Here is a 13,247-nt window from a genome sequence, read left to right on the forward strand (position 1 = left end):
TCATGCGCGCGGAAGAGCCGTTCCTGGTCCGCCACGCGGACCTCGTCTTCGCGTTGAAGACGTTCGCGGCGTCGATGCTGGCGCTCGTCATCGCCTTGGCGATCGATCTGCCGCGCCCCTATTGGGCGATGGCGACGGTCTACATCACCTCCCAGCCGCTGGCCGGCGCGACCAGCTCGAAGGCGTTCTTCCGCGTGATCGGCACGCTGGTCGGCGCGAGCGTCACGGTCGCCCTGGTGCCGAACCTGGTCAATGCGCCGGAACTGCTGTGCCTCGCGATCGCGCTCTGGGTCGGGCTCTGCCTTTATCTGTCGCTGCTTGACGGTACGCCGCGCAGCTATGTCTTCATGCTGGGCGGATATACCGTCGCACTGATCGGCTTTCCGTCGGTGGCTGACCCTGGCAGCATCTTCGATGTCGCGCTGGCACGGGTCGAGGAGATCTCGCTCGGCATCATCTGCGCGAGCCTGGTGTCGACGGTGGTGTTTCCGCGCAGTGTCGCGCCGGCGGTCGGCGGCCGCGTCAGGAACTGGCTAGCGGATGCGCGCCGCCTGTCGCGCGACGTGCTGCTTGACCGAGGGACCAGCGAGACGCGCCGGGCCCAACGCCTTCGTCTTGCGACCGACATCGTCGAGATCGATACGCTGGCGACCCATGTCTCCTATGACCGGCTGGCCGACGTCGGCACCGTGCGTGGCCTCGGTGAGGTCCGGCTGCGCATGCTGATGCTGTTGCCGATCATCACGTCGATCGAAGACCGGCTTGCCGCACTCGGCGAGGCGGCGCTGCAAAGGCAACCGGAGCTACGGCGCCTGATCGACGATCTCGCCGCATGGATCGTGGACGAGGATCGCCAGCGGCAATCCGGCGAGCAGATCCGCGCCGCAATCGCCGAGCGGCAATCCGCGCTCGACGGCGTCGCGTCGCGGGAGCGCATCATCACGATCAGCCTGCTGCTCCGGCTCCGCGAGCTTGTCGACATCTCGGCCGACTGCCGCGCAATAGGTGACGCGATTGCCGCGGGCCGGGACATCTCCACCATCCCGCTGGCGTTCCACCCGGAGTCGGGGGCCGCGCCGGTCCGGCATCGCGACCACGGCATGGCGCTATGGTCCGCCGCGGGGGCGGCGGTGGCCATCCTGATCTGCTGCGGTCTGTGGATCGCGACCGGCTGGGCCGACGGCGCCTCGGCGCCGATGATGGCGGCGGTCGCCTGCTCCTTCTTCGCTGCGCAGGACGAGCCGGCGCGCAGCATCCGGGCCTTCGGGCTGTTTTCGCTGGTCGCGATCGTCGTCGTCGCGATCTATCAGTTCGCACTGGTGCCGGGCATCTCCCATGTCGAGGTCCTGATCGCAGCGCTGGCGCCGACCTTCCTCCTGTACGGTTTTTTGATCGCACGGCCCAAAACCGCGCCGATCGGCATGGCGCTCGCCGCCAACACCGCGACGCTGCTCGCGCTGCAATCGACCTACAGCGCGGATTTCGCCAGTTTCGCCAACACGTCGGTCGCCTTCTTCCTCGGTGTTGTCATCGCGGAGATCGTGACGCGGATCGCGCGCGGCGTCGGCGCCGAATGGATCGCCAAGCGGCTGATGATGTCGAGCTGGCAGACGCTCGCGGTCGCGGCCGAGCGGCGCGGCCACGGCGATCGCGCGCAGTTTGCCGGCCTGATGCTGCATCGGCTCGGCCTATTGGTCCAGCGGATCGCCTTCATCTCCGAGAGCGACCGCCGCGATGCCGACAGCCTGGTCCAGTTGCGCATCGGGCTCAACATCATCGACCTCCGGCGGGCCCGTTACGGCCTCGCCGCGTTGACCGTGCGTGCCATCGACGACATGCTGGACGACCTCGCGGCGGCGTTTCGCGCCCATACGGACGAGGCAATGTCGGCCGAATTGCTGACGTCCATCGATGCAGCGCTGTCCGCGGTCGTCAAGGATCCCAATGAGCGCGCGCGGGACGATGCGTTGCTCGACCTCGTCGGCATCCGCCGCGGCCTGTTTCCGGATGCGCCCGCCTATCGATCGCAGCCCGAGGAGAGTTTTGCCGCATGAGATATGAGCTCGACATTTACGGCGTGCTCGTTCCGGCGCTGCTGCTGTGGCTGATCGTTGCCTATGCACTGAGCGCGGTGGTGAGCCGGATCATGCAGCGCTTCGGGTTCTACCGGCTAGTCTGGCATCGCGCGCTGTTCAATTTCGCCCTGTATGTATGCCTGCTCGGCGTCGTGGTTTATCTTTCAGAGTTTCTGCCATGAAAGGGAATTTCGCCTGGCTCGGCCGGGTTGCGCTGACCGCGGTCGCCGTCATCGCCGCACTCGCTGTCGCTCGCGCGCTCTGGGTCTACTATATGGAATCGCCATGGACCCGCGACGGCAGGGTCCGCGCCGACGTGATCCAGGTGGCTCCCGACGTCTCCGGATTCGTCACCGACGTGCTGGTCAAGGACAATCAGCCGGTGCGTCGCGGCGACATCCTGTTCCGGATCGATCGCGCACGCTTTGCCCTGGCGTTGCAGCAGGCCGACGCGGCGGTCGCCGGCCATCGCGCGACGCTGGATCAGGCCGACGCCGACCTCAAACGCTACAGCTCGCTGACCACCGATGCGGTGTCGCAGCAGAAGCAGGAGCAGGTTCTGGCGACGCAGCTGCAGGCCAAGGCGGCCTATGACCAGGCGGTCGCCGACCGCGCCGTCGCGCAGCTCAATCTGGATCGCAGCGAGGTGCATGCTTCGGTGAACGGCACCATCACCAATATGGACCTGCGGCCGGGCGCCTATGTCACCGCGGGCAAGGGCGTGATGGCGCTGGTCGACACCGATACGCTGCACGTGGAAGGCTATTTCGAGGAGACCAAGCTCGCGCGCATTCGCGTCGGCGACAAGGCGCAGATCCGGCTGATGGGCGAGCCGGTGCGGCTCACCGGACATGTCGAGAGCATTGCGGCCGGCATCGAGGATCGAGACCGCGCGGCGGGCGCGAGCCTGCTCGCAAACGTCAATCCGACCTTCAGCTGGGTTCGGCTCGCGCAGCGCATTCCCGTGCGCATCGCGCTGGACCATCTGCCGGATCGCATCGCGCTGGTCGCCGGCCGTTCGGCGACGGTCGAGATCATGGACTAGCCGGCCGGGCCGCACTCGCCTATTGCACGCCGTAGCGCGTGAAATCGTCGCCGATGCTGCCCTGGATCGCCTTGGCCGCCGCCATGTCGATGTCGCCGCCGGCCTTGTCGCCCCGCTTCAACTTCGCCAGCCCGCGTCCATAGAGTGCGCTTGCGAGCTTGGGATCGATGCGGAGTGCGGAGCTGTAGTCGGCGATCGCCGCGCCAAGCTCGCCGGTCTTCAGATAGATCAGGCCACGCGAGTCATACGTCGCGGCGTTGGCGGGCCCCGATTGAAGGGCCTTGTTGCAATCCTCCAGCGCCGCCTGCAATTCGCCTAGGATGGCCCGGCTCCAGCAGCGTCCGCTCCACACCCCGTCCAGGTTCGGCTTGAGGCGAATGGCCTCATCGTAGTCCTGCACCGCGCGCGCATAATCGTTCTTCTTCAAATAGGCGCCGGCGCGGTTGGCGAAGGCCTCGCCGTAATTCGGGTTGAGCCTGATCGCCTGATCGAAGGCGTCGGTTGCGCGATCATATTCGCGCTTCCTGAGATAGGCCACGCCGCGGTTGTTGAACGGCTTGGTGTAGGTCGGATTGAGCTCGATCGATCGATCAAAATCCCGGATGGCGCCGTCGTAGTCTCCCTTGGCAGCGTAGGCGTTGCCACGGTTGTTGTAGGCGATCGCGAGGCCGGCAGGGGTCATGTCCTGACCCGCATCGATCAGCGCCGTGCAGGCAGCAACGCGCGCGTCGGCCGGTGTGCGATCAAGGCCGCTGCACAATCCGATAGTGCGGAGATAGTTGTCCTTCTTCGGGTCCTGCGCGATCGCAGGCAATGCGGGGAGCGTCGCAACGAGAAGCGATGTCAGGCTGACAATTGCGCCGGCGCTTGCACGAAGTTTCATATCGGGCCTTGCTTGCACGAAACGGGCTGCGCCTGGCCTAGCACCCTCGACAGATGTTCGGATTGAACTTGTGGAGGGTGTTTTGCTCAGGTTGCTGCGGCGTTCGTGTCCCGACCTTCCTGACCTTGCTCTTGCCCTCTTCAACGAGCGTGGCGAACTTCACCGTTCCATCGTCCGATATCTCGATGCGTGGCGTGGTGCCTCGAATGCCCATCGTTGCCACGGGAGTGTCGATCTTCATGTCGCCGGTCTTCGCAATGTTGCCGGCAACGAAGGTGAAGGTCCCGTTGGTCAGTTTGAGCAAGGTCGAGTTTGATTTGCCGTTCGGATCGTACACAAACTCGGTCATCGCCATCTTGGCGTTGCTCGACAGATTGAACGAAGTGCCGTCGGTGAAATTGATCCCGACGCGTCCGTCAGCTCCAGTTTGCACCACGTCGCCCAGATAAATGGGGTCGCCAACCTGCGCCTGAGGCAATTTGCCAGGCAGCCCCGCCTGAACGACGACCGCACTCGGATGCTCGATCGTGACCGAACCCGTGGCGGCTACGACCCTTCCGATGAATTTCAATTGAATATTGTCGACCGCGGGCTGGGCCGGTTCGGTTTGCGCCTGCACCTGGCCGGGCGTGAGCGTTGCGAGCGCCAGGACGAAGCTTGCAAGCAATTGAACAATCAAATGGATGCGCACGATCCCCTCCTCGAGAAGGTCTTGACGTGTCGTGGCTCGATGGGTGGTCGGGACCGCCGGGCCGAGACTGCAGGACCTTGAGTGCCAGACGAGTTGTCGCGGACAGGCCTAAATGCCTGACGCAGTTCGACTAAAAATTAATAAGTGGACAATTTGCATGGTAATCATACTATTAATTTTGCGGGGCTGCACGCGCGATAAAGGACAGCTGTGCTGTCATTTTCGTATTGCTCCCCGCCGTATTGGAATTCGATTTTTACTGCCGAATTTTGGTTTCAATCAGGACGTTTCAGCGGACAAGCCTATGGCTGACGGCGCGGGGTTTTTCGCCGCGCGGCCGAACCAAGCCAAAATAAAAAGACTGCGGCACCACCTCCCGCTCGAACTGCCCAACAGGCAAAAAGCCAATGTCAGTTGCGTCCGGCGTAGAGTTCGGGGACGCGTGCATGGCCGTTTTGGGCCAGCCGCCCCGCGTGGTTGGCACTGTTTGGACGACGATCGGCTGCAGCACGATCGCGCGTGCCCGCGGCATACCGATTCAGATCGTAGCTGGCGATCCCGTTCGCCAGGGTGACGTCATCGAGGTCGGAGCCGGCGGGCGGATCGAAATCCGCCTGGTCGATGGCAGGGTGCTCAATTTGCCGGCCGGCACCCGGCTGGAGTTGGGCCACATCGCGCAGGATCCCGGCGGGGACTTGCGGCCGGGCCCGTTCGCAAAAGCCAGAAGCCTCTTCCGCCTCATCGGCAGCCGGCTGGCAGGGTCTGGCGTCCTGACCGCGGACACGCCGGTCGGCACCATTCGGGCCAGCGGCCTCGGCATGCTGTCATTGGCCGCCCTGACCTTCTCACTGCTGGAGGACGCCCGGGCCGCGGAGCCGAACGTCACCTTCCTGGACGACGACAACATCAAATACAAGGACCTCCACCACGGCGTGTTCGAACTCGTGACCAAGGAGGCGATCCCCCGTCACATCATCGTCGAGGATCCCGAAGAGACGATCATTCTGAGCAGAAGAGGGTCCTCCGTCGGCGTGAACCATGCCACGAATTCCCCTGCGCACATGGAGGAATTACGGGAGGCCCAACAGGAGACGCTTGCCTATTTCGAGAAGGGACCGGCATCGAAAGGGTCCGGCATGCCCGCTCTCGAAGGCGGCCAGCTGCTGCTGCCGATCAATTTTATTCAGCAGTCCCCGCTGTCGCCGGTGCAAGATACGCTCGGGCCGCTGCCGGTGGCGATCTTCGCGAAAAATGATCTCTTCAAGCTGCCGCCGGCTCCGCCGAAGCTGAATCTCGGAGCGGGGCCGACTGAAATCGATACGGTGATATTTGACGACTTCAATGCGGCGAGCGGGACCTTTTCCGCCACCAGCATCAAGGGCGGCGCACTGAAATTCGGCATCAGCGGAGGCGCCACAGGCAATACGGTGCTGGGACAGGCGACATACGACGTGTCGAGCGTCGGTACATTTGGCACGCTCTATCTCAACAGCGCCACCGGAAACTACACCTTCGTTCCGAACAATGCCGCAATCAACGCGCTGAAGGCCAACACGACCCAGAGTTTCGTGATCACGGTCTCGGACGGCTCGCTCTCGGCCAGCGAGAGCTTCGACATCAGCATCCTGGGCGCCGATGACGCCTCCATCATTTCCGGCACCAAGGCCGCCTCGGTGGTGGGTGCGGTCGGCGTCAGTCATGCCTCGCCCGGCCTGCTCATCGCAAAGGGCACGCTCACCGACACCGATGTCGACGATCCCGCCAATACCTTCACCGCCGTGAACGCGCCGACGACAAGCGTTGGTGGCTACGGCTCATTCACGCTGACAACGGCCGGCGCGTGGACCTATACGCTCGACAACGCCAACAGCTCCGTGCAAGCCCTCCATGTCGGCGACACGCTGACCGACAGCTTCACGGTGACCACGATAGGCGGCACCCCGCAGACGGTGACACTCGTCATCCACGGCCCGTTGATCGGGGTCGGAACGGCGCCATCGCTGACGTTGAGCGAGACTCATCTGACAGCGACGACGCTGGACGACAACATCGCCGGCTCGGCACCGGACGCCGCGTTGACGACGACCTCAGGCGAGTTCTCGGCGGCATTCGTCACCGCACCGGGTCTGACAGTCAGCTACGCACTGATGATCACCGGCGGCAACGGCACGGCGTCAGGGCTGATCGACTCGCATACCGGTCTCGCTGACCTGCTGGTTCTGAACGGCAACACCATCGAAGGCCATGTCGGCACAGCAAGCGGAGCGCTCGCGTTCACCATTACGGTTGACCCGGCCACGGGCCGCGTGACCTTCGTCGAGCACCGCGCGGTCGAACAATCGTCGGGTACCAGCCCTGACAGCGGCGAAGGGATCGCGCTGGGGACCGGCCTCGTCAACCTGATCGCGACGGTCACGGAGAGCGACGGCCAATACCAGGATCTAAGCATCGATCTCGGCAAGCAGCTGACAATCACGGACGATGGCCCGCGCATCGAGGCGGCGGGCACGGCTCCATCGCTGACGCTGAGTGAGACGCATCTGACGGCAACGACGCTGGACGACCACATCGCGGGCTCGGCACCGGACGCGGCGTTGACGACGACTTCCGCCGATTTCTCGACGGCGTTCACTTCGGTGCAAGGCGCCGATGGCGCGACCATCCGCTACGCGCTAACGATCACCGGCGGCAACGGCACGGCGTCGGGGCTCATCGACTCGCATACCGGCCTCGCTGACCTGCTGGTTCTGAACGGCAACACGATCGAAGGGCGCGTCGGCGCGACCAACGGTACGCCGGCATTCACCATCACGCTTGATCCAGCCACGGGACGCGTGACCTTCACCGACTACCGGCCGGTGGAGCAGCCGCTCGGCACCAGCCCGGACAGCGGCGAAGCCGTATCGCTGGCCGCGGGCGTCGTGAGCTTGAACGCCACGATCACGGACAAGGACGGCGACTTCCAGAGCGCCAGCCTCGACCTCGGCACCAAGCTAAGCATCAGCGACGATGGCCCCTGCATCCGGGCCAATTGCACCGCTCCGTCGTTGACGCTGAGCGAGACGCACCTGACGGCAACGGCGCTGGACGACCACATCGCGGGCTCGGCGCCGGACGCCGCGCTGACGAAAATTTCCGCCGATTTCTCGACGGCGTTCACCTCGCTCCAGGGCGCCGACGGCGCGACGACTCACTACGCACTGACGATCAACGGAGGTGACTGCACCCCATCCGGTCTGATCGATTCGCATACCGGCTGCTCCGACGTGCTGGTTCTGAACGGCAACACCATCGAAGGCCATGTCGGCACAGCGAACGGGGCGCTGGCATTCACCATCGCGGTTGATCCGGTCACGGGATGCGTCACCTTCACCGAATATCGCGCGGTGACGCATCCGTCCTGCGACAACCCTGACAGTGGCGAAGCCGTGTCGCTGACCGCCGGCGTCGTAAGCCTGGTTGCCACCATCACGGACAAGGACGGCGACTTCCAGAGCGCGTGCATCGACCTCGGCAAACAACTGACGATCGCGGACGATCACCCGAGCATTTGCGGCTTCCCGGAGACCTTCGTTGCCGCTCAGGACCATCAGACTGCGACAGGCACCTACGATATCAATTTCGGCGCGGATGGCGATGCCGCGATGTTCGTTGCCGTCCACAACGGTCCAGTCGGCTGCACGGGATATGATCTGGCCACGTCATGCCTGGGCAACGGCATTACCGCGGTGCACGTCACCGGACATGGCGATGATTACAACTTCTACTATACGACCCATGAGGTGGGTGGCGGCGTCGAACTCGACGCGTATCTTACCGATTGCGGCGGCAGGCTGAACGATCCTTATTTCAAGTTGCTGATCGATCCGGATGGAACCTTCTGCTTTGATCTCGAGCACGCCGGGCCGTCGAAGGACGTCACCGTCAGCGGCTCCGATTTTGATGCCCCGATCTGCGGCACGCCGTCATTGACTGCTCCGGACGGACAACTGGTGATTACCGGGTCCGACTGCGCCGGCCATCCGCTCGATGTCAAGGCATCGGACTGCGGTATTGCGGTCGGCGACAGCGGACTGCAAATGGACCCGGCCGAGCAGTTGAATCTTGCGTTCACCGAGAAACAATCGCAGGTCAGCTTCAATCTCACGCAATGGCAGGGCTACGGCACCGCCGGTGTGATCTTCAAGGTTCTCGATGGCAGCGCCGACGTTCACGACTTCTGCATCGATGTTCCCAGGCCGCTCTGCGGCAGCACGAGCTTCGTGGTCCAGGAGACATCGGATGCTTCGCTGATCGATACCTACTCCTTTGATGCCACGACGACGGCATACACGCTTTACGTTGACAGGTCCTTCAGCCAAGTCCAGGTCGATTACGATCGGCTCGAAGCCGGGTGTCCCACCTTCGCGGTCAACAACATCAGCTATACCGAAAAGACGAGCATCAATGCGGATCTCCTGTTCGATGTGACGGCGGTCGATGCGGACGGCGATTCGGCTACGACCAACCTTCAGGTCGATATTCAGTGTCACACGGCGGGGATGGACGCCTTCATATTCGCCGCCAGCCCGGACAGCCCCGCGCCGCCGGTCGGCGCCAGCGCTCCAGCGCCCGATGTTAGTCCGATATCAACGAGTGGCCACGAGGACGCGGCGTTATCTCAGGCCATGTTGCCCTTCGTAGACAGCGGAACGACCGGGCAGTCCTTTCATTTCGCGGAGGAGCTTCCAAGTCTTGGACAGCAGGGAGCTGCGTCTCCTCCACAATTCGATCAAAGCCCCACGTGGTTCGGTCACGACGATTCCGCCGGATTTCAGCTGGCACAGGGAGTTGCAGCTGGTGGAACGCCGGCAATGGGGCCGGCTATCCCGGCGCAAACAGATTTCTTCCCGGACCATACGCCGGACACCGTCGTGACCCATCCGCTACACGATCTGATCATGTAGCGATCCCTTCGTGTAGCAATCCCTTGGGCGCGTGGCCGGCACGCCGGCCCGCGTCGGACGTTGACGCGGGCCAGAACCGGTTCTCGTTTAATGCCAGCCCTCGCCGGCCTTCAGCGCCGCCGAGAGGCTACGCACCGGGCGGGTCACCAGTGGGTCGAGGTCGAAGCGCTTTTCGAGCATCTTGAGGATCGACGTGGTGTCGAAGTCCTCATGCGCGACACCCGACTTGTTGAAGCGCTTGGCGATCAGGAGCGCCGGAATGCGGGTGCCCGGGCCCCACTGGTCCGCAGCCTTGGCTTCGGCACCATGGCGGTTGAACGGCGGCGGGGGAACGTGATCCCACTGTCCGCCGAACTCGTCATAGGTGATGACGATCAGCGTGTCCTTGCCATCCGGCCCCTCCACGATCGCCTTGACGAGATCTACGAGATGCTGGCTGCCTTCGGACTCGCTGGTGTAGCCCGGATGCTCGTTCTCCTCACCGATCGGCTTGATGAAGCTGACCTGCTTCAGCCGGCCGGTCTTGGCCGCCTGGATGAACTCAGCCTCGTCCTTCAGGTGATCCTTGCGGGCCTGCGTTCCCGGCGCGTAGTTGGCAAAGTAGTTGAACGCCTGATGGTGATACTGGAAATCCACGTCCGGGCAGTTCGGGAACACCGCCGTGGAGACATGGTTCGGGTCGGTGCAGGTCGTGCCGTTGCCGTTGGTCCAGCCCGAAGCGCCGACGTCGCCGTTGGCGTTCGACCAGCCGCCCGAATACCAGGCCCAATCGACGCGCTTTGCCGACAGCCGATCGCCGATGTTCGGCGTGTGCAGCGGCGGCAGGCGCTTGATGTCGGCGGTGCCCGGGGAATAGGGCTGATAGAACGGCTGCGTGGTGTTGACCGCGTAGTCGCCGCAGGCGAGGCCCGCCGGCAGGCCGGCCTGATTGCACTTCGCCGTCAGCTGCGCATCCTTCACGGTCGAGAGCGGCGTATAGAGCGGCGTGCTGGTCGGCATGCCATTGGCATCGACGATCGAGTGGAAGTCGTTGGCGCTGCCGTCATTCAGGGCACCGACGAACTGCGGCGCCGCGGCAGCGACAAAGAACTGATGGTTGAGGAACGAGCCGCCGAAGGCGCCCTGGAAGAAGCTGTCGGCGATGATGTAGTTCGGCGCGCCGCGGCCGTGGAGATAGGTGTAGATGGGCAGTTTCTTGGTGTCGTAATAGCCCATCACCAGACCCGACGCGTCGCTGCCGGTCACGTAGCGGTTCTGCCGGCCGCCGTTGAGCTGGTACTGTTCGCTGTAGAAGCGATGCACGATGTCCGCGGTGCAGCCGCCGGGGGCGCCGGTGCCATTGAGGAAGCCATGGGCCGCGAAAGCGCCGAGCGGCTTCGGGCAGGTGGTGGCTGAGGTCGGAATGAATTCGTTGATCTCGAACGGCTTGTTCTTGAACGCGCTCAGGATCGCGACCGTGCCCGTATTGTCGGTGCAGCTTGTCGGCTGCGGCGACGGAGAGGTCAGGTTGACGTCGTTCTGCAGCAGGCAAGAATAGACGGTCTGGTTATCCTGCCGGACCTGCAGGGTGTACGCCGAATCGGCATCGGATGTGCCGTTGATCCGGTCGCGGCCGACATCGCCCCAGTGGCCGTAGAGGTTATCGAAGCTGTGGTTCTCCTGATAGATGACGACGATGTGCTTGTACTGGCGCACGCCTTCATGACCGCGATCACGCAGATCACGCAGCTCGTCCCTGATCTCGTGCTTGAACTCATCAACGATCTTTTCGACCAAATTCTCTGCGTTTGCTACCGGCGAGATGGCAACGGCGCCAGCAACAACCGCGAGCGCCGGAATGGCTCCCCAAAGCCGCATAGTGCTCTCCTGATTTAGAAAGAAATAGAAATGGAGCTACACGCTATGCAAAACACATTTCGCTGGGATGACTGTTTTTCGACGCGCGCGCAAACGCGCGGAAAGATGCTCGCGCACCAACAGACTTTCATGCTGTCATGCTGCAAAACGCTGACTGCGCTGCGGTGCGCTGATCGAGCGTCATCAAACCGCAATCAAAATTCGTCTATCCAGTCAGATGGTCATTGATCCTGCCGACAGGAAACTGTCACCTCCGTGACATCTTCCGACGCACGGCAGCGCATATGCATTTGTGACAGGGGCGTTTTCGCGCAATGGCCTGGGATATTCTGGCGTCCGGCTCCGGACAACATCGTGCGACAGATGCCGATCGCGGCGTCAGACCGGCACGGGTCGCGTGGCTGGCGCTCGTCGTTGCGCTGCTGCCGTTGCGCGCGACGGCGTTCCCGCTCGGCGGCGACCAGACCGTGCTGCCGGCCGGCACCGAATTTTCCGAGGAGGCGCTGGCGCGGCCGCGCGAACTCTTTCATTCCGAAGCCGTCGGCGGGCGAAAGTCCTATTTGGTCAATCTCGGCGATCTCGCGTTCAACTCGCCTTCCATCCTGGGCGGCAAGGCGCGTCAGGCCGAGATGAGCTGCGGCACCTGCCACGTCAACGGCGCATCGAACCCGAAACTGTTCGTTCCGGGCGCATCCTCCCGCCCCGGCACCTTCGATACGACCAGCCTCGTCTTCAACGCGAAGACGTTCAACAGCATCCTCGATCCGGTCAGGATTCCGAGCCTGCGCGGCGCCCGCTTCCTCGCCCCCTACGGACATGACGGGCGCATCACCTCGCTGCGCGACTTCGTCTATAATGTCATCGTCAATGAATTTTCCGGTCCAAAGCCGCGCGACGAGGTTCTCGACGGCCTCGTCGCCTATATCAACGATATCGATTTCCTCCCCAATCCGAAGATTGCGCCCGCCGGCAGGCTTGCCGCGCAGGCGAGCCTGGCCGAGCGCCGCGGCGAGGCGCTGTTCTTCAAGCCGTTCCCGAAGCAGGCCGAGCTGAGCTGCGCCGGTTGTCACGTTCCGGCTGGAACCTTCAACGACCAGATGCGCCACGACGTCGGATCCGGTGGACTGGTCAAGACCCCGACTTTGCTGAACGCCAACTTCAACGCCCCGTATTTCCACGACGGCCGCTACGACAGCTATGAACAGGTGGTCGATCATTTCGATCGTGTGTTCGACCTCGAACTGTCGACGCAGGACGCCCAGGACCTTGTGGCCTATCTGAATGCGGTCGGCGATGGCGAACGCCCGTTCGACAAGGACGGCGTTATGCTCCGGATGAAAGAGGTGCTCGAGCTCTCGAGCGTCCTCGAGGTCGCGATCCCGGCTGCCGATACCGCGGTGGTGTCACTGGCCGTGACCGGGGTCGGGGCCGAACTGCGCGAACTGACCGAGCACATCCCGGACATCAGGAACACCGCAATCGGTGGCAAGGACGAGCGGCTGGCGGCGCGCGCGATCCTGAAGCACCTCGTTCTCACCCTGCGCCGCATCGATCTCGACGTCGCCGCCGGCCGTATCGACGATGCGATGGCTGAGTATCGCAACTTTGCGCAGCTGGTGCACTTCGACGTACCCGTCGCCCTGAAAAAGGCCGAGCCCTGGTCGCTGTTCAACAGCAACGTGCATCAGTCGCACTACACCGCGCTCGGCCGGATCCTGCCGCTAACAAGCCAGCAGTCGCGGTAACGGAC

The 13,247-nt window shown here is 63.5% G+C and carries 8 protein-coding genes; 5 read left to right on the top strand and 3 right to left on the bottom strand.

Translation table 11 applies throughout. The annotated features are described in order from the left end of the window. Positions 1–2: 2 nt before the first annotated feature. Genes ACE10X_RS40025 through ACE10X_RS40035 form a run of 3 tightly spaced genes read left to right on the top strand, consistent with a single transcriptional unit; the run spans position 3 to position 3,120 of the window. Positions 3–2,054 carry an FUSC family protein gene (locus ACE10X_RS40025; protein WP_038386665.1) on the top strand — a complete coding sequence of 684 codons (2,052 nt, stop codon included), beginning with the start codon at positions 3–5 and terminating at the stop codon, positions 2,052–2,054. Further along, the gene (locus ACE10X_RS40030) at positions 2,051–2,257 is read left to right on the top strand and encodes a DUF1656 domain-containing protein (protein WP_028333641.1); all 207 of its coding nucleotides are present in this window, start codon (positions 2,051–2,053) and stop codon (positions 2,255–2,257) included. Before ACE10X_RS40025 ends, ACE10X_RS40030 begins: the two co-directional genes overlap by 4 nt. After that, on the top strand, positions 2,254–3,120 hold the full coding sequence (locus ACE10X_RS40035; protein ID WP_038386664.1) for an HlyD family secretion protein: 867 nt from the start codon (positions 2,254–2,256) through the stop codon (positions 3,118–3,120). The genes ACE10X_RS40030 and ACE10X_RS40035 overlap by 4 nt, the downstream gene beginning before the upstream one ends. A gap of 19 nt (positions 3,121–3,139) precedes the next feature. Here the strand turns inward: ACE10X_RS40035 and ACE10X_RS40040 are convergent, their stop codons facing one another. Both ACE10X_RS40040 and ACE10X_RS40045 read right to left on the bottom strand, forming a co-directional pair. Continuing rightward, positions 3,140–4,003: a tetratricopeptide repeat protein gene (locus ACE10X_RS40040; RefSeq protein WP_051003143.1), complete on the bottom strand. Its 864-nt coding sequence runs from the start codon at positions 4,001–4,003 to the stop codon at positions 3,140–3,142. A 37-nt stretch (positions 4,004–4,040) separates the two neighbouring features. Next, entirely contained in the window at positions 4,041–4,694 is a 654-nt protein-coding gene (locus ACE10X_RS40045; protein WP_193375437.1) for a FecR domain-containing protein, read from the bottom strand. Between the two features lie 446 nt (positions 4,695–5,140). On the opposite strand from ACE10X_RS40045, the gene ACE10X_RS40050 reads away from it, so the two are divergent. Continuing rightward, positions 5,141–9,640, top strand: a complete 4,500-nt coding sequence (locus ACE10X_RS40050; RefSeq protein ID WP_375763686.1) for a DUF5801 repeats-in-toxin domain-containing protein — start codon at positions 5,141–5,143, stop codon at positions 9,638–9,640. Between the two features lie 87 nt (positions 9,641–9,727). Here ACE10X_RS40050 and ACE10X_RS40055 read toward each other — a convergent pair whose 3' ends face one another. Further along, positions 9,728–11,497, bottom strand: a complete 1,770-nt coding sequence (locus ACE10X_RS40055) for an alkaline phosphatase family protein (RefSeq protein WP_375763687.1) — start codon at positions 11,495–11,497, stop codon at positions 9,728–9,730. Positions 11,498–11,811: 314 nt separating this feature from the next. On the opposite strand from ACE10X_RS40055, the gene ACE10X_RS40060 reads away from it, so the two are divergent. Then, positions 11,812–13,242, top strand: a complete 1,431-nt coding sequence (locus ACE10X_RS40060) for a cytochrome c peroxidase (RefSeq protein WP_375763688.1) — start codon at positions 11,812–11,814, stop codon at positions 13,240–13,242. Positions 13,243–13,247: the final 5 nt, after the last annotated feature.

Origin of the sequence: Bradyrhizobium sp. Pha-3, from assembly GCF_042258325.1 — a bacterium.
GTDB lineage: Bacteria > Pseudomonadota > Alphaproteobacteria > Rhizobiales > Xanthobacteraceae > Bradyrhizobium > Bradyrhizobium elkanii.

Bases quoted from the DNA above. Each gene is read 5' to 3' on its own strand.
- ACE10X_RS40025 (WP_038386665.1), top strand. From the start codon at position 3: ATGCGCGCGGAAGAGCCGTTCCTGGTCCGCCACGCGGACCTCGTCTTC.
- ACE10X_RS40030 (WP_028333641.1), top strand. From the start codon at position 2,051: ATGAGATATGAGCTCGACATTTACGGCGTGCTCGTTCCGGCGCTGCTG.
- ACE10X_RS40035 (WP_038386664.1), top strand. From the start codon at position 2,254: ATGAAAGGGAATTTCGCCTGGCTCGGCCGGGTTGCGCTGACCGCGGTC.
- ACE10X_RS40040 (WP_051003143.1), bottom strand. From the start codon at position 4,003: ATGAAACTTCGTGCAAGCGCCGGCGCAATTGTCAGCCTGACATCGCTT.
- ACE10X_RS40050 (WP_375763686.1), top strand. From the start codon at position 5,141: ATGGCCGTTTTGGGCCAGCCGCCCCGCGTGGTTGGCACTGTTTGGACG.
- ACE10X_RS40055 (WP_375763687.1), bottom strand. From the start codon at position 11,497: ATGCGGCTTTGGGGAGCCATTCCGGCGCTCGCGGTTGTTGCTGGCGCC.
- ACE10X_RS40060 (WP_375763688.1), top strand. From the start codon at position 11,812: ATGGCCTGGGATATTCTGGCGTCCGGCTCCGGACAACATCGTGCGACA.